We start from the raw sequence: 15,456 nt of genomic DNA, 5'->3' as shown, positions 1-15,456 counted from the left end.
AAACCGGCATGCAGCCGGTTTTTTTTGTGACAAGAGTCAGCAAGGTACAAATGTGTGTACAGTTAAATTTTTCAAAACATAGGGCCAGTGCATTGGCCATTCAGCATGGTGCCATAGCAAGTTGGCACATACCCCTTAGGGATCACAGCGCCGTGGCACTCACCATTAATAACCGGGCCAGTGCATTCATCAGGCCGGTAAACTTTCTGGCCTGACTGTACCGGGTTTGACTTTACAGCAGGTGCATCACTTGTTTCACCGTATTTTTTGAGCATGACATTGGTGTACACATAGTCCAGACACCAGTCCATGTGATTTTTCCTGGCATCGCCCGTCAGGTCAGCGCTTTTTACTTCACATAACTTTTTTGCAAACGCCATTGCTTCATCACTGCGCTCTTCAAAGCGACGCTCCTGTGCTTTTCGGATGGTCTCATCATAACCTGCCTGAATGCTGCTAAGAACGCCACTTACTGACGAACCTACTGACGAACACCCTACCAGCGCTGATAATAAGGACAACAAGGTTATTTTGACGATTGGCTTTAACATGATGAAGACCTGAAAAGAGCTGGTAACACAAATAAGGACACGAGATCTGCTTTGCCCCTTACTTTAACCACCAAAAAAACCAGCAAGAATAAGAAAAACCCCTTTTATTATTAATAAGATACAATATCGATAGTAAGTATTAACCCTTCCAGCCTATAGAATCTATAATAGATCTGAACGAATCGCTAAGCCAGCGGCTTGCTGGCTGCCTTTGCTTGGTCGTATTTTTTCTTCTAAAGGTCAAACTACTCTTTAGTAATCGCTTTTCTTCTGGGGTGAGGATCAGCTTTCAAGCTCCACAACCGGTTTTCATATTGGATGTATTCCTGCCAAAGATCATTGTCATTAAAACAGTTGCTTGGGCGGGTGTAGCCTATGCCTTCCTCTCTGAGCTGACTGGTGGAGACTCCCCGGTTGCCCATTAGCCAAGCGTCATAAATCATGCTGGCTATCTTACAGCGCTGACCACCGCTAATATCCCAAGGCTCACGGTCATTGGCCTCAAACCTTCCTTGATTGTCATAACATTCCCACCTGACTTCCAATGACTCAGCATCTGGCTCAAAGGTTGCTCGCAGTACATCTTTCAACTTTTGAGCATGTATTTCACAAGTACCTTCAGAAGACAGCAGCGACATAATCGACACAATCGGATACGGTCCTGGCAAAGGAAGCAGGTGGTCAAACCGCTCGGATACCGTCAGAACCACACCGGGCGCTTTACCCTTCCAGTTTTCCAGGCTCTGATAAATGCTTTTAAAACCACTCATACTGGTCAGGTGTCGGGCAAGCAGAACCTGGTAAGGCTGCCCATCGACCTGAATATTTCCCAGCCACTGGAGCAGCTCAGGAATCACCGTGACCTGTTCGCCTGACAACTGAAGTTGGCTCTTAAGCACTTTGATTAGCCAGTCCCTGTCGTACTTGTATTGTCGCTGTTGCTCTTCCGTAACCTCAACGAAACCTTCGGAGACACAGTAGCAAGTGAAGACACCCGGCTCCCGCTCAGGATTTCTCTCAACCACCTCCAGCCATAGCTCTCCGTCGTCGGTATCAATCGGGATGACGGAAGCCAAACCTCCCGGAGTCAACGCTCCAGAGCTCACAATGTCGGCGACTTCGTTAGGTCTGTATCTTTCCAGACAAGCCTTCAGAACCGTTTCAGAATCGGTTTCATACAGACCGGCCAGGTAACGAAATGAGCGCTGTTTCTCGGGTAATTTCAGTCTGTCAGTCATGAGTCAGCCCCCACTCCTTGAGTTTGTTCCAGCTGAGATAACGTTCCCGTTCCGTCAAATCCTGCAAGTTGGAAGTGCAGGGATCTTTCAGAGTGATGGTGGTACTGTTGGCACGATTTTGCCCTTCTCTTTTCCTGAACTTCACGGCAATAGAAGCCTCAACAACAGAGTACTGGTCACAATTCAGAAAGAGTTCAGTCTCATCCTCTTTCATTACCTGATAGACATCTTTCTCATGGGCTTTATAGGCAGGGGATTGAGCGGTGTAAACAGCGTCGCTTCGGGTTGACTTGAATTTCAGATAAGAGACAGAGACCTGTTCAATACCTTCTTGCCGGTTGAATGGCAGGACAGGGTTTGACTTCAGGACATCCAGCGTAAGCTGTCTTCTCTCCAACTTTTGCGGAGCCTCCTTTACTCCCAGTGCCTTGCTGGTGAAAAGCTGGGCCAACTGCTCGCGCTCCTGCTTCTTGCGAGTCACCACTTCCAGCTCGCCCTTCTTCGGGTTCCAGAGGAAAGCGTACTCCCTCGCTGGCCTGATCATAGTTTCCCGAAGGGCTTTCTTCTTTTTGGAAACTTCCTTAAGCAGGCTGGGAAGACCCTCCCGGTAAACCATGACCTGCTGCAAAGTTTCTATTTTGCCATCAATACCCGGACGCTCCCGTTGAAACAAGTCCACCAGCACTTCATCATCACCGCCAAAGTGCTGCGTGAGATAGTCTTTTAATCCCTCCAGATCAGGGAGCTGACTCACAGTGGATAATACTTTGAAGCTATCCCACTTTGCTGTGAGCCTTGCCTCATCCGCAAAGCGCTCATTTTCGGCCTGTTCAAAGAGGGTCTGTTCATGAAGAAGGGCCCAGGCGGCCTTATTGTAAGGATCACCCTGGGCAGTGTACTCGGCTTTATTTTTGACCAGCCTGGCCAGGAACTCCTGACCCACTTCATCCGTCATTTGGTCAATGCGCCGAGTCAGGTCTTCAAAAGTCTTCCGGTGTCTTTTATCGAGGTTGGCATAGGTGTCTACCAGATTGACGGTGGTACTGATTTCAGGCTCTTGAGCAATAATCCTTTGCGCTTTCGTCACTCCGGTTAACTGCAGCAACTTACGACAATAATCATCCCGAACATATTTCAGGACTCGCTTTACATAGGGCATCCCGTCCTCCGTTTTTTTGATTTTTTTACTGCTACATCCTGACCTCTACGAACTACTGTTTTTTTATACAGTGTCATCTTGTACCCGATTGCACGTCTTGTCAATCCTCTGGAAAGCACCGGATAGAACCAGTTACCTCGGTATGGATTCCAGCCAGTTTTACAGCAACACTTTTAAATAAATCCGCACCACCCAGGGATGGGAGCCCACCATGAACAAAACCCTATCAAGCCATCAGCCGCATCCCAATACCCTGGCTATCTGCCAGATTCTGGCTGTCGGTATTGAACGTCGCCATGTAAAGCAGCAAGAGCGGGAAAACACCGAAAGAGAGAAAGATAACTGGACTAATGCCGGAACCAGAGCCTGTATGTCTCATACGGTTCAACGACAGGAGTCCAACAATGAAGAATGAATTATCCGAACAGTCAAGCCTGGCGGCCAAGGTAGCTGCCATTCAGAAGATGTCCACCAAGGCACTGCTGGAACTCTGGCCAAAGCTCTATGGCACCAAAGCCCCCAGGCTCAATAAACGACTGCTGCGACAAAGATTGGCCTTCCGGGTTCAGGAGCTGGAACTGGGCAGCCTTTCCGAAAAGCATAAGAATCGATTGCAACGGCTGCAAAAGCCATCAGCTAAAGACAAATCGGTGCCCAAGGCCAGAGTCAATAAGCCACCCGCAGGTACCCGGATTGTTAAGGAGTATGAAGGTGAAACCCACGAGGTGATTGTCACCAGGGAAGGCTTCGAGTATCGCGGACAGATATACCGGAGCCTTTCCGGGATCGCCAAGCTGATTACTGGAAGTCACTGGTCGGGGCCGGTGTTCTTTGGATTGAAGGGGAGCAGACATGAGCGGGGAAAAAGCCATGGGCAGAAGTAAAAGCAAGATTAAGGGTCTCAAGCGCTGTGCAGTCTATACCCGCAAGTCTTCGGAAGAAGGTCTGGAGCAGGAGTTCAATTCACTCCACGCTCAGAGGGAAGCGGGTGAAGCTTATATCACTTCTCAGAAACAGGAGGGCTGGATTCTGGTGCCGGACGAATACGACGATGGCGGCTTTTCCGGAGGGAACATGGAACGGCCTGCACTTCAGCGACTGATGCAGGATGTGGAAGCCGGAAAGATTGATGTAGTGGTTGTTTATAAAGTGGATCGCCTCTCAAGGTCGCTGGCTGACTTTGCACGGCTGGTGGAGGTGTTCGACAAGCATAAAGTATCCTTCGTCGCTGTCACCCAGCAGTTTAATACCACCAGCAGCATGGGACGACTGACGCTTAATATTCTATTGTCCTTTGCCCAGTTTGAAAGGGAAGTCACTGGAGAGCGCATCAGGGACAAGTTTCTGCTCTCCAAGAAGAAGGGTAAATGGATGGGTGGGACCCCACCGCTGGGCTATGACGTGGTCGATCGCAAGCTTATCCCCAATGAAGGAGAGGCGGTGATTATTCGGGAGATCTTCAAGATCTTTATTGAAACCCGCTCACAGGTTGAAACCGCCGAACGGATTAATGAAATGGGCTTCCGAACCAAGCGATTGCCACGCAAAGGTGGCCAAGTGGTCGGAAGCAAGAAGTTCACCCGCACCGCCATCTACAAACTACTTAAGAGCCGCCTCTATAAAGGTGAGATCGGACACAAGGGTGAATGGTACCCGGGTGAGCATAAAGCCCTCATCAAACCAGAGGTCTGGGCAAGGGCGGAGGCCATTCTCCAGAGCAACAGCTCGAACCGGCAGTCAGACAGCCGACACAGGCACAGTCCTTCCTTTCTGCGGGGGTTTCTGTTCGGTCCTGAACAGGAAGCCCTGATACCTACGGCCACCCGCAGCAAGGGCAAATTGCACCGTTACTACGTCAGTAGCGTGGCCCGTAGGCACGGCCACAAACATTCACACCTGCCTACCTTGCCCGCGAAGGAAATCGAGTTTTTGGTGGTGGAAAGTCTACGGGATTTACTGAAGCAGCCAGAGATTATTTTCACCACGTGGCAGATGCTGACGGATCAGGAAACGTTCAATGAAGATCAAGTCAGGGAAGCCCTGAACGACCTATCGGATATCTGGAATCTTCTGTTTCCCCAAGAGCAGCGCCGTTTAATGAAACTGCTGGTCAACCGAATAGACGTCCATCAGCAGGGCATTGAGATTCGGTTCCACCAGGAAGGGATACCCACCATCACCCATGAGTTACAAGGAGAAGTGACATGGCCATAAAAGTAACCGGCAAAGCGACCCGCACCTATCTCGAAGATGAGAACTGTATTCTGGTGCATATCCCCATCAAGTTCATCAACCGCAAGGGCAAGAGCCAGGTCACCACACCAGATGGTCGTCCGGCACTGGAAGAGGCCGATCCGGCTTTGAGAAATGCTCTGGTCAGGGCGCATCGGTGGTTGAAGGCATTGGAAACAGGAAAAGAGAAGCACCTGAAAGTGCTGGCTAAAAAGGAAGGAATCAACAGCGAAAGCTATGCTTCGAAAATCCTCCGGCTGACCACTCTGTCGTCAGAGATTCAGGAAGCCATTATTGATGGTCGCAGCCTGGGAGGTTTGGTACTGGCTGATTTTATGAAGCCTTTTCCACTCTTGTGGTCGGAGCAGAAGAAGGCATTGGGTATACCGGAGGATTGATGTACTCCCTCCTTTTTACCCCTCGATTTTTAATCATAAAGTTCGCCGACCGTCCCCCACACATATCGCTAATAAAGTGCAAACCCAACACCCGTCCAAACAACCTAAAACCACTGATAACCAACTGTTTTTAAAGGGAAAATCAAAGTACGCACAAGAATTTTGAAAAGTGCGAATTTAAGAGAAGAGAAAGAGAAAAAAGCACCAAAATGGCCAAAAATGGGCATTTTTACGGTTTTTGCCAGTGCGGAAATTAAACGACCAAAAAATAATAAAAAGCGAGACAGGCAGGACAAAAACCAACCCCCATAACGACAAAAAGCCCTATAAAAATAGGGCTTTCTGAAGATGGCGCGCTCGGTAGGATTCGAACCTACGACCGCCTGGTTCGTAGCCAGGTACTCTATCCAGCTGAGCTACGAGCGCGTAATACTAAATTGTTCACTGGCGGTGAGGGAGGGATTCGAACCCTCGATACGTTTCCGTATACACACTTTCCAGGCGTGCTCCTTCGGCCACTCGGACACCTCACCGTTGTCGTTGTTCGCGTCTGTTGTTGCGAACGGAGCCGTACTTTATAGCAGGAGTGTCTGAAAGGCAAAGCCAAAATGCACTTTTTTTCTACTTTTAGGGCAATTACTTAACGGACAAACGGTCAAGCCTGAACTTGCGCCTGAGAATAGCCTCAAACCATGAAACAGGCAGCCATCTTTTCAGCTCTGGCAGCGCCCGACTGCCATTGCCCACTCTTAAAATGCCCTGCTGACTTGACGATTCCAGCCAAACAGCAATCTCTGAAGCTACTGTCTCGGCAGGGGTCGGTCTGTCCTGAGAAGCACTCGCTCGTGCTCTGACTCCCTCTTCAATTGGAAAATACAGGGAGTCTTCAGTAAACACCCGATCAAGTGCTTCATTGGCATTCTCTGCAAATCGGGATTTGATCGCACCGGGTAATACGGTCAGAACTCTGATGCCAAACGGCTGAAGCTCCATTCTCAAAGCATCGGAAAAGCTATTGAAGGCAGCTTTTGAAGCACAATAAAGCCCGGAGAAAGGCGTAGTGACTTCTCCTGAAATACTGCCAATATTAATGATCGTACCTTCCTTGTTAGCACACATTTCCTTGATGACTTTGTTGGCTAGCAATACCGGAGCAAAGACGTTGGTTTCAAACTGTTGCAGGAGTTCTTCGCGGGGTAATTCAGCCACTGCCCCCATTCCACCATAGCCTGCATTGTTGATTAGGATATCCAATCCGCCATCTTCAGCCTGAATCTCTTTCAATACCCTGTTAACCTGGTCCTCATCAGTGACATCCAGCTCTGCTGTCCTGATTCTTTTTTCTGACAGATGTTTGATTGATTCCAGCTTTCTTGCTGTGGCCCAGACCTTGAACCCCCTCTGGTTCAACTCCAAAGCCAACGCCAGCCCAATGCCGGATGAACAGCCGGTAATCAGCACATTTTTCATTGCTTCACTCCATAAGCCAAGGCTTTGTTGTCTTTAAAACGGGTGACAATCATGCGACAAAAGTCATTTTTGACAAATCATCTATAGTAACTCCAGATTCATGATATTCACTTTTTCAGACCAACCATGAACCGGTAAAAAATAATCTGAACCGTGGTCAGTTTATCCTTTACCGGCTAACGAAATCAGAAGCAGTGAAACAGACTTCAGCTCTTGGTGTAAGCACCAGAAGAATAAATCAGCTCGTAGCTGTGGCTGTAGATTTCCAGAATATTGCCAAACGGGTCTTCCATATAAACCATACGATAAGGCTTTTCATCCGGGTAGTAGTAACGAACTGGCATACGCTGCCTGCCACCTGCGGCAACAATTTTTTCTGCCAGACCTTCAACATCCGGGTCCTGAACACAGAAATGAAAGACACCGGGCTTCCAGTATTCAAAGTTATTGTCACGCTCTTCGTAGTTCTTGAATTCGAACAGCTCTACACCGATTCTGTCACCTGTTGACATATGTGCGATGCGAAATGATCCCCACTCAGGACCAAAAACATCAGTACACATCACACCAATAGCACTGTCATCTTCTACAATCTCTGTGGGCTCCATAATCAGGTACCAGCCCAACACCTCGGTGTAGAACTTAACGGCTTTCTCCAGATCCGGTACTGAGATTCCGATGTGTGAAAAGGTGCGAGGGTAAACTGTATTAGACATTGAGCAAACTCCATCCGTTTTTCATCAATGGCAGCAGTTTAAAAAAACCAATCAACAACTTAAAATTATTATTTATAATATATTTAATAATATTTAATTATGGTAAATCCAAGCTGGCTGAGAACCTTCATTACCCTGATCGAGCAGGGTCACTTCACCCGAACGGCAGATCTTCTGGCTATGACCCAACCCGGAGTCAGCCAGCATATTAAGAAACTGGAAACTCATTATCAGACAAGCCTGATCAACCGCCAGGGCAAACACTTTGAACTGACTCCAGCGGGTGAAATGGTATATCGCTTTGCCCTTAAAATACTGGAAGGTGAAGAAAATCTGAGGGAGGCGCTAAACAGGGATGACCCCCATTCCGGCTTATGTCGTCTATCTTCACCCGGAGCCCTGGGTCTGGCTCTTTACCCAAGACTCATCAACGCCCAGAAAAGGAACCCGGGCCTGAAAATATTTTTTGAGATTGCCCCAAACCACCGGATTGAGTCTGAACTGCTAAACAATCGTCTGGACTGTGGCTATATGAGCCAGAAGCCGGAATCCAGCAGCCTGGAGGCTCAATCTGTCATGACCGAAGAAGTCTGTCTGGTCGTACCTGTAAACTTCCAATTTCGGGAATATGAACAGCTCCGGACACTGGGTATGATTCATCACCCGGACGCAGAACATCATGCCAGCCTGTTGCTTGAGGAAAATTTTCCTGGCGTCTTCAGGGGGATTTCTGACTTCCCGGCCAACGGCTACATCAACCAGATTAACCTGATACTCGAGCCTGTAGCGGCAGGATTAGGGTTTACGGTGCTGCCGGTATCAGCTGTCAGATCTTTCGCCTTTCCTGAAAGGATCAAGGTAGTGGGATTGCCTGAGCGCGCTTATGAAACGATCTACCGGGTCTTTAAAAAGCACCGGCTGCTCCCTTCCAGATTCCAGTTTATTCAGGAAACCCTTTTTTCGGATCAAGAGTCGATGCAGAAAACCGATGAATCGTCTTATCAGTCTTCATCATCCTCAATGGATTGCTGATCACACTCGATGGCTATGTCGCTTCCCAAGTCAGCCGTTTCCAGCGTCTGTCTGGGCAGCTCCTTTTTCACTCGCACCCCCAGATTCAAGAACTGATCCGCCTGAGAGATCAGATTCCCCCGACCGTGCTTCAAGGTGCCCATAGCGTCATCGTATGTACCTCTGGCACTGGTCAGTTGCTGATCCAGCTTTTCCATCTTCTCAACAAAAATACGAAGTTTGTCGTACACTTGGCGAGCCTTGTCAGCCAGCTTTCGGGCATTGGCATTCTGTCTTTCTATTGTCCAGAGGTTAGACACTGTTCTGAGTGTGGCCAAAAGTGTGGTGGGTGTTACCACCACAATACGCTTCTCAAAAGCCTCATTGAATAATTGCTGGTCATGCTGGAAGGCCACCATGAAGGCAGGTTCAACCGGCATGAACATAAAGACAAAGTCTGGCGCTTTAACCTCTGGCAGTGAGGGATAATCTTTCTCGTTAAGACTGTGGATGTGGTTCCGTATGCTTTGTATATGTCTCTTCAGAGCGGCTTCACGCTCGGCATCGGTTTCCGCATTGACATAACTCAGGTAGTCCACCAGCGAGACTTTGGAGTCAATAATCAGATGCTTTTGTTCGGGTAGATAGACGATAAAGTCAGGCCGTTTGTTCTGGCCTTCTTCATCCTTGAAATTGGCTTCCCGCTGGTACTCCTGCCCTTTGATCAGGCCACTGCTCTCCAGAATCTTTTCAACTTGCAACTCACCCCAATTACCCTGTAGCTTTTTATCACCTTTCAGAGCTCTGGCAAGGTTGCCTGCTTCATCGGTGATCTTCTGGTTCAGATTATGCAGGGTCTCCAGCTGCTGTTTGAGCGCAGCCCGACCTTCGTTGTCCGCTTTTCTGGCTTCTTCGACCTTGTTTCGAAACTCGCCGAGTTGTTCCTTGAAAGGTTTCAGCAGGTTTTCCAAACCTGCCTGATGCTGTTGTGAAACCGATTGACTCTTGGCTTCCAGAATCTCATTTGCAAGATTACCAAACTCCTCCTTAAGCACTTGTTTATTGTCTTCCAACTGCCGCAATGACTTGTCATTTTGCAACTGTTGCTCTTCAAGCCTGACCTTCAATTCCCGAACCTGCTTTTCTGCAGTAAACCGGGCTTCCTGCTCATCCCGATGTTTTAACAGACCTTCCCTGAGTGACTCTTCTCTTTCCTGAACTCTGTGTTTTTCATTATTCAGCAGGGTTTCCAGTTTTCCTTTTATAATGTGCAGGTCGCGATTATCCCATTGCAGCTTGTCCCTTTCACTGAAAAGCTGATCCTGCTCTGCGACAAGTTCAGAAATTCTGAGCCCCTGCTCATGCATCTGTGCAGTCAGCTTTGCCAATCCAGCAGCCGCTCTTTGTCTGGCAAACAGCCAGGATAATCCGGAACAGATCAAGATCAGGACAATAGCCGCAGCCATTTCAATTGCAGACATGCACGCACTCTCATCAGCACAGGTTACTACTGATGAACATTACGGTATTTTTACTGAAATCAACAGCTCAGTGCTGTTGCCTATCTCTGCCACTTTCGTGCTCCGAAAAGTACTTTCTGCCATACTTGGTGACACATTAACCCGGACTTCCCCCCATGAGTAAAGAGATTAATGCAGTCAGCCAATGGCTTAAAGAGGTAGTGATTGGCCTGGATCTCTGCCCCTTTGCAGCCTGGCCAGAGCAACACAACCAGATTCGAATCACCCTCTCAAGGGATACCACGGAAGACGCTCTGCTGGAGACGTTGCAGTCTGAACTGACACTTGCTGCCGAGACACCTGCCAGTGAACTGGAGACCACCCTGATTGTCATCGCGAACATGCTTGAGGATTTTGACGACTATAACCAGTTTCTGCAGCATGTGGATGCCCTGCTTCGCGGCTTCCATTGGGAAGGTCAGTTCCAGATAGCCAGTTTCCATCCAAATTACTGCTTTGCCGATACTGACCCGGAAGATGATGAAAACCTGACCAACCGTTCCCCCTACCCTCTTCTGCATATTATCCGGGAAGACAGCCTGGAGAAGGCCCTGGCCAGTTACCCGAACCCGGATGGCATTCCCGATAGAAACATTAAACAGATGAATAACCTGACAGCCGATGAGAAACTGAAGCTGTTTCCTTATCTATTTGCCCGCAAAACACGCTAGCGCCATACCCCATATCGTAGTAGCACTAAGCCTGTCGAATTACAGTGCCGTAGCCCTTCAGCAAGCTCAGAAAAACGGAGTATGTATATCAGCGCGTAGCTGCACAAAAAGCCTGTTGAGTTTGATACATCTCTATCAAATAAAGCTGCTGCAATGAACAGAAAAATATAACCCGCCACCTGACCAATAGATTAAATCTATCAATAGCATTTGAACGATCAATTATACCAATCAATCAAATCGGCATATTCTTTCCATGTCGCCACCGAAAACGGCTGACTAAAAAACAGAATGATTACCAGCAAGAAGGAATAAACCATGTCCCTCATTAATACACAAATCAAGCCGTTCAAAGCCACTGCTTTTCACAATGGCGACTTCGTTGAAGTGACCGAAGAGAGCCTGAAAGGCAAGTGGTCTGTTGTCTTCTTCTACCCGGCAGACTTCACCTTTGTTTGCCCGACTGAATTGGGTGACCTGGCTGACCACTACGAACAACTTCAAGCTATGGGTGTTGAAGTGTACTCCGTCTCCACAGACACCCACTTCACTCACAAAGCCTGGCACGACAGCTCTGAGACCATTAACAAGATCAAATACCCAATGATCGGCGACCCAACCGGTCAGATCACTCGCAACTTTGAAGTCATGATCGAAGAAGAAGGTCTGGCTCTGCGAGGCACCTTTGTCATGAACCCTGAGGGTGAGATCAAAGTCGTTGAAACTCACGATTCGGGTATTGGCCGTAACGCTGGAGAGCTGGTTCGCAAGATTCAAGCGGCTCAGTTCATCGCAGAGAACCCTGGTCAGGTATGCCCGGCTGCATGGCAACCGGGTGAAGAAACTTTGGCGCCTTCCCTGGACCTGGTCGGCAAAATCTAAACTGTCCGGGCTCCCTGCCATTATTCAACAGCAGAGAGCCTGAACCAAATCGAAAAGATCAAGCGAGTCAATCATGTTAGATGCAAACATCAAAAAGCAATTGGAAGCTTACTTTCAGAACCTGAAAACACCTGTTGAGATCGTTGTGTCTCTTGATGACTCTGCGAAATCACAGGAAATGGCTTCACTTGCTAAAGACCTTGAATCACTCTCCAGCCAAATCACGTTAAGTGAAAGTAACAACGAGCTGGAAAGAAGGCCTTCCATGGCCATTCAAGGCCAGGACAATCGCCCTGCAATCCGCTTTGCCGGGCTGCCTATGGGCCACGAATTTAACTCATTGATACTGGCTATTCTCCAGAGCGGTGGTCATCCAGCCAAGATGGAAGCTGATTTGCTCGAGCAGATCAAACAACTGGAAGGCGAGTTCAATTTTGAAACTTATATCTCCCTGTCCTGCCAGAACTGCCCTGAGGTTGTTCAGGCTCTGAACCTGATGGCCGTCTTGAATCCCGGTATCCGGCACACCATGATCGACGGTGCCTTGTTTCAGGATGAGGTGGATGAAAAGCAGGTCATGGCTGTACCCGCCGTATTTGTTAACGGCCAGCCATTTGGTCATGGTCGTATGAATACCGCCGAAATCGTTGCCAAACTGGACATAAATGCTGAAAAGCGCACGGCTGAAGCCATCAACAAGAAAGATCCTTATGATCTATTGATTGTCGGTGCCGGTCCGGCGGGTGCGGCCGCCGCTATTTATGCAGCTCGCAAAGGTATTCGTACCGGTCTGGTAGCCGACCGCTTTGGCGGTCAGGTGATGGACACCATGGCCATTGAAAACTTCATCTCCGTTAAGGAAACCGAAGGTCCAAAACTAGTGGCCAATCTGGAACAACACGTTCTCGACTATGACGTAGATGTCATGAGTAACCAGCGCGCCAGCGCCCTGATTGAAAATGACCGCAACGCCGGAGAGCTGGTAGAAATCCAACTGGAAAGCGGCGCCAGTCTGAAGAGTAAAACCGTACTGATAGCAACCGGTGCCCGTTGGAGAGAGATGAATGTGCCAGGCGAGCAGGAATACCGGGGGAAAGGGGTAGCCTACTGCCCGCACTGTGACGGACCTCTGTTCAAGGACAAACGTGTTGCTGTGATTGGCGGTGGTAACTCAGGTGTTGAAGCGGCTATTGATTTGGCAGGCATTGTTTCCCACGTCACGCTGATTGAGTTTGACAGCCAGTTAAGAGCTGACGAAGTGCTTCAGCGAAAGCTGCGTTCTTTAAAGAATGTCACCATTATTACCAACGCACTGACGACAGAAGTACTAGGCGACGGTAATAAAGTAAATGGCCTGACCTATAAAGACCGCAATACAGACGACGAAATCAGTTTAGAATTGGAAGGTATTTTTGTTCAGATTGGCCTGGTACCGAATACTGAATTCCTTAAAGAGGCAATGGAGTTAACCCCACGTGGTGAAATTGTAGTTGATAGCCGGGGCGAAACCTCCATCCCAGGTGTTTATGCAGCCGGAGATGTGACAACCGCACCTTACAAGCAAATTATTATTGCTATGGGTAGCGGCGCCAACGCCTCACTGGGTGCTTTTGATTACCTGATCAGAAACAGTTTTGAAGGCGATACCGCTTCAGCTGCCTGATTGATTACGAATCAACCAAGTTAATCACTCTCCGCCAGGTCAGGCTTAAGTCTGACCGCCAACCTGAGACTTCCTGACCTGGCACTTTATTCTTCTCAAATGATTTTGACTACTCTCAGGAAGCGTTGATGCCTCCTAATAGTACATATTTCATTTCCAGATACTCATCCAGACCATACTTTGATCCCTCTCGACCAATACCTGACTCCTTGATGCCTCCAAATGGGGCCACTTCTGTAGATAACACACCCTCATTGACAGCCACCATGCCGTACTCCAGCGCTCCAGCTACCCTGAATACACGACTAAAGTCATTAGTATAAAAGTATGCAGCTAAACCATATTGGGTATCGTTAGCCATTCTGATCACGTCCTCTTCGCACTGAAACCGGAAGACAGGGGCTATGGGGCCAAACACCTCTTCCTGATAGCACTTCATCTCCCTGGAGGCATCCGCCAGAACAGTTGGCTCATAGAACAGACCACCCAGACTATGAGAGCGGCCTCCTGTGAGCAGTCGGCCTTTTTTGGCTAACGCATCATCAACAATACTCCTGATCCTCAGCAGTGCAGCCTCATTGATTAAAGGCCCCTGATTGAAGTCGCCATCAATTGCAGGACCCACCGTAAGTCTGGAAACCGCTTCGGAAAACTTCTCAACAAACTCGTCATAGACACCATCCTGGACAAACAGACGATTCATACAAACACAGGTCTGACCTGAGTTCCGATACTTGGAGGCTATCGCACCCTGAACCGCCTGATCGACATTGGCATCATCAAAAACGATGAAAGGCGCATTGCCACCTAACTCCAGTGAGATTTTTTTAACCGAGCCCGCACATTGCTTCATTAATAGTTTGCCTACAGCAGTCGATCCAGTAAACGACAGTTTCTTTATGACAGGACTGCCCGTTAACTCAGCACCGATTTCTTTGGCATCACCTGTGACAATATTAATAACACCTGCTGGAATACCCGCTCGTTCTGCCAGTTCTACCAGGGCAAGAGCCGACAGAGGCGTCAGCTCCGAAGGCTTGATAATAATGGTACAGCCTGCTGCCAGGGCAGGAGCTACTTTTCGAGCGATCATGGCATTAGGGAAATTCCAGGGCGTTATTGCAGCAACCACGCCGACCGGTTCCCGTGTGACCAGCACTCTCTGGCTGCTTTTGGTAGCAGGAATCAGATCACCATAAGCTCGTTTAGCTTCTTCGGCGTACCACTCTATGAAAGAAGCACCATACCTCACTTCGCCCCTGGACTCTGACAACGGTTTGCCCTGTTCAGTGGTCATCAGCATGGCCAGATCTTCCTGATTCTCCCGGATCAAGGTGTACCACTTGCGGAGTAAACCAGAACGTTCTGCTGCTGTTTTTGCTCGCCATCCTATAAAGGCTTCTTCTGCTGCTTTGATTGCGTTAAGAACATCTGAAGCCGCCAGCATGGGGATATGGGCAATCACCTTACCTGTAGCCGGGTTTTGAACGGGAAGCGTTTCTATGGCGCTGACCCACTTACCATTGATGTAGGCCTGCTGTTTGAAAAGACCGGAGTCGTTCAGTTTCATGGAGAACCCCTTGATAGTGCACGGCTTCAATGAACGAAGAGGCCTGGAGGTTGTTCACAACCTTAAAGTGTTTTGACACCCATGATCTTGAAAATCGAACAGGTCATAGCTGGCACGTTTTACATGCTGGGCATAGGCCATATCAAAAGCGTTCTGAACATCGGCTTCCAAATCGTTCCCGGCGATTTTGTCACATGAACAAGTCTCTCACTACCGTCGATGTGGGCCGCTCAGGGATATTTCTTTTGATGAACTGGAAAATCCGAAGGCACTGGAAGGCAGGATGTCTGAGAACTGCTACTGTTTTTCTTTTTTCCACAAAACAAAAACCCCAGCCGATCACTCAACTGGGGTTTTGCTTTATTCAATGCCTGG

The 15,456-nt window shown here is 48.6% G+C and carries 16 protein-coding genes and 2 tRNA genes; 9 read left to right on the top strand and 9 right to left on the bottom strand.

The annotated features are described in order from the left end of the window. Nucleotides 1–71: 71 nt before the first annotated feature. The 3 genes from KDK17_RS09685 to KDK17_RS09675 all read right to left on the bottom strand — a co-directional run bounded on the left by KDK17_RS09685 (nucleotide 72) and on the right by KDK17_RS09675 (nucleotide 2,948). Nucleotides 72–551 (bottom strand): hypothetical protein, encoded by a 480-nt coding sequence (locus KDK17_RS09685; protein WP_257287948.1) that lies wholly within the window; start codon nucleotides 549–551, stop codon nucleotides 72–74. A 245-nt stretch (nucleotides 552–796) separates the two neighbouring features. After that, on the bottom strand, nucleotides 797–1,789 hold the full coding sequence (locus KDK17_RS09680; protein WP_257287947.1) for a hypothetical protein: 993 nt from the start codon (nucleotides 1,787–1,789) through the stop codon (nucleotides 797–799). Next, nucleotides 1,782–2,948: a hypothetical protein gene (locus KDK17_RS09675; RefSeq protein WP_257287946.1), complete on the bottom strand. Its 1,167-nt coding sequence runs from the start codon at nucleotides 2,946–2,948 to the stop codon at nucleotides 1,782–1,784. The genes KDK17_RS09680 and KDK17_RS09675 overlap by 8 nt, the downstream gene beginning before the upstream one ends. Before the next feature lie 211 nt (nucleotides 2,949–3,159). On the opposite strand from KDK17_RS09675, the gene KDK17_RS09670 reads away from it, so the two are divergent. The 4 genes from KDK17_RS09670 to KDK17_RS09655 are packed head-to-tail and all read left to right on the top strand — an operon-like array spanning nucleotide 3,160 to nucleotide 5,578. Further along, complete coding sequence (locus KDK17_RS09670) at nucleotides 3,160–3,363, top strand: hypothetical protein (protein ID WP_257287945.1); 204 nt, start codon at nucleotides 3,160–3,162, stop codon at nucleotides 3,361–3,363. After that, a complete protein-coding gene (locus tag KDK17_RS09665; RefSeq protein WP_257287944.1) occupies nucleotides 3,353–3,832 on the top strand; it encodes a DUF2924 domain-containing protein in 480 nt (159 codons plus the stop codon). Before KDK17_RS09670 ends, KDK17_RS09665 begins: the two co-directional genes overlap by 11 nt. Next, the gene (locus KDK17_RS09660) at nucleotides 3,801–5,162 is read left to right on the top strand and encodes a recombinase family protein (RefSeq protein WP_257287943.1); all 1,362 of its coding nucleotides are present in this window, start codon (nucleotides 3,801–3,803) and stop codon (nucleotides 5,160–5,162) included. The genes KDK17_RS09665 and KDK17_RS09660 overlap by 32 nt, the downstream gene beginning before the upstream one ends. Continuing rightward, nucleotides 5,153–5,578 (top strand): hypothetical protein, encoded by a 426-nt coding sequence (locus tag KDK17_RS09655; protein ID WP_257254744.1) that lies wholly within the window; start codon nucleotides 5,153–5,155, stop codon nucleotides 5,576–5,578. Before KDK17_RS09660 ends, KDK17_RS09655 begins: the two co-directional genes overlap by 10 nt. Before the next feature lie 349 nt (nucleotides 5,579–5,927). Here KDK17_RS09655 and KDK17_RS09650 read toward each other — a convergent pair. The 4 genes from KDK17_RS09650 to KDK17_RS09635 all read right to left on the bottom strand — a co-directional run bounded on the left by KDK17_RS09650 (nucleotide 5,928) and on the right by KDK17_RS09635 (nucleotide 7,764). Continuing rightward, nucleotides 5,928–6,004, bottom strand: a tRNA-Arg gene (locus KDK17_RS09650). 19 nt (nucleotides 6,005–6,023) lie between these two features. Continuing rightward, nucleotides 6,024–6,111 (bottom strand) — tRNA-Ser (locus KDK17_RS09645). A gap of 103 nt (nucleotides 6,112–6,214) precedes the next feature. Then, complete coding sequence (locus KDK17_RS09640) at nucleotides 6,215–7,048, bottom strand: SDR family oxidoreductase (protein WP_257287942.1); 834 nt, start codon at nucleotides 7,046–7,048, stop codon at nucleotides 6,215–6,217. A 206-nt stretch (nucleotides 7,049–7,254) separates the two neighbouring features. After that, entirely contained in the window at nucleotides 7,255–7,764 is a 510-nt protein-coding gene (locus tag KDK17_RS09635; protein WP_257275293.1) for a lactoylglutathione lyase family protein, read from the bottom strand. Between the two features lie 99 nt (nucleotides 7,765–7,863). Between KDK17_RS09635 and KDK17_RS09630 the strand changes: the two genes are divergently transcribed. Beyond that, the gene (locus KDK17_RS09630; protein ID WP_257275294.1) at nucleotides 7,864–8,796 is read left to right on the top strand and encodes a LysR family transcriptional regulator; all 933 of its coding nucleotides are present in this window, start codon (nucleotides 7,864–7,866) and stop codon (nucleotides 8,794–8,796) included. On the opposite strand, the gene rmuC is transcribed toward KDK17_RS09630, so the two are convergent. Next, complete coding sequence (rmuC, locus tag KDK17_RS09625) at nucleotides 8,766–10,256, bottom strand: DNA recombination protein RmuC (RefSeq protein ID WP_257287941.1); 1,491 nt, start codon at nucleotides 10,254–10,256, stop codon at nucleotides 8,766–8,768. The genes KDK17_RS09630 and rmuC overlap by 31 nt on opposite strands. 155 nt (nucleotides 10,257–10,411) lie before the next feature. On the opposite strand from rmuC, the gene KDK17_RS09620 reads away from it, so the two are divergent. From KDK17_RS09620 to ahpF, 3 genes are all read left to right on the top strand, one after another. Then, nucleotides 10,412–10,966 carry a DUF1415 domain-containing protein gene (locus KDK17_RS09620; protein ID WP_257275295.1) on the top strand — a complete coding sequence of 185 codons (555 nt, stop codon included), beginning with the start codon at nucleotides 10,412–10,414 and terminating at the stop codon, nucleotides 10,964–10,966. Between the two features lie 318 nt (nucleotides 10,967–11,284). Further along, nucleotides 11,285–11,848, top strand: coding sequence for an alkyl hydroperoxide reductase subunit C (gene ahpC / locus KDK17_RS09615; protein ID WP_257254284.1), 564 nt, complete (start codon nucleotides 11,285–11,287; stop codon nucleotides 11,846–11,848). A 73-nt stretch (nucleotides 11,849–11,921) separates the two neighbouring features. Next, complete coding sequence (gene ahpF, locus KDK17_RS09610; protein ID WP_257287940.1) at nucleotides 11,922–13,511, top strand: alkyl hydroperoxide reductase subunit F; 1,590 nt, start codon at nucleotides 11,922–11,924, stop codon at nucleotides 13,509–13,511. Nucleotides 13,512–13,626: 115 nt separating this feature from the next. Here ahpF and KDK17_RS09605 read toward each other — a convergent pair whose 3' ends face one another. Then, entirely contained in the window at nucleotides 13,627–15,081 is a 1,455-nt protein-coding gene (locus tag KDK17_RS09605; protein WP_257275297.1) for an NAD-dependent succinate-semialdehyde dehydrogenase, read from the bottom strand. Between the two features lie 187 nt (nucleotides 15,082–15,268). On the opposite strand from KDK17_RS09605, the gene KDK17_RS09600 reads away from it, so the two are divergent. After that, a partial coding sequence (locus KDK17_RS09600; RefSeq protein WP_257287939.1) for a hypothetical protein occupies nucleotides 15,269–15,456 on the top strand: 188 nt, incomplete at its 3' end.

Origin of the sequence: Endozoicomonas sp. SESOKO2, assembly GCF_024606245.1 — a bacterium.
GTDB lineage: Bacteria > Pseudomonadota > Gammaproteobacteria > Pseudomonadales > Endozoicomonadaceae > Endozoicomonas_A.
This window is presented reverse-complemented; position numbering and strand designations above follow the sequence as displayed.

Coding starts and splice junctions, on each gene's coding strand:
- KDK17_RS09675 (WP_257287946.1), bottom strand. CDS start 2,948: ATGCCCTATGTAAAGCGAGTCCTGAAATATGTTCGGGATGATTATTGT.
- KDK17_RS09670 (WP_257287945.1), top strand. CDS start 3,160: ATGAACAAAACCCTATCAAGCCATCAGCCGCATCCCAATACCCTGGCT.
- rmuC (WP_257287941.1), bottom strand. CDS start 10,256: ATGTCTGCAATTGAAATGGCTGCGGCTATTGTCCTGATCTTGATCTGT.
- KDK17_RS09665 (WP_257287944.1), top strand. CDS start 3,353: ATGAAGAATGAATTATCCGAACAGTCAAGCCTGGCGGCCAAGGTAGCT.
- KDK17_RS09680 (WP_257287947.1), bottom strand. CDS start 1,789: ATGACTGACAGACTGAAATTACCCGAGAAACAGCGCTCATTTCGTTAC.
- KDK17_RS09630 (WP_257275294.1), top strand. CDS start 7,864: ATGGTAAATCCAAGCTGGCTGAGAACCTTCATTACCCTGATCGAGCAG.
- KDK17_RS09685 (WP_257287948.1), bottom strand. CDS start 551: ATGTTAAAGCCAATCGTCAAAATAACCTTGTTGTCCTTATTATCAGCG.
- KDK17_RS09655 (WP_257254744.1), top strand. CDS start 5,153: ATGGCCATAAAAGTAACCGGCAAAGCGACCCGCACCTATCTCGAAGAT.
- KDK17_RS09620 (WP_257275295.1), top strand. CDS start 10,412: ATGAGTAAAGAGATTAATGCAGTCAGCCAATGGCTTAAAGAGGTAGTG.
- ahpF (WP_257287940.1), top strand. CDS start 11,922: ATGTTAGATGCAAACATCAAAAAGCAATTGGAAGCTTACTTTCAGAAC.
- KDK17_RS09605 (WP_257275297.1), bottom strand. CDS start 15,081: ATGAAACTGAACGACTCCGGTCTTTTCAAACAGCAGGCCTACATCAAT.
- KDK17_RS09640 (WP_257287942.1), bottom strand. CDS start 7,048: ATGAAAAATGTGCTGATTACCGGCTGTTCATCCGGCATTGGGCTGGCG.
- KDK17_RS09660 (WP_257287943.1), top strand. CDS start 3,801: ATGAGCGGGGAAAAAGCCATGGGCAGAAGTAAAAGCAAGATTAAGGGT.
- ahpC (WP_257254284.1), top strand. CDS start 11,285: ATGTCCCTCATTAATACACAAATCAAGCCGTTCAAAGCCACTGCTTTT.
- KDK17_RS09635 (WP_257275293.1), bottom strand. CDS start 7,764: ATGTCTAATACAGTTTACCCTCGCACCTTTTCACACATCGGAATCTCA.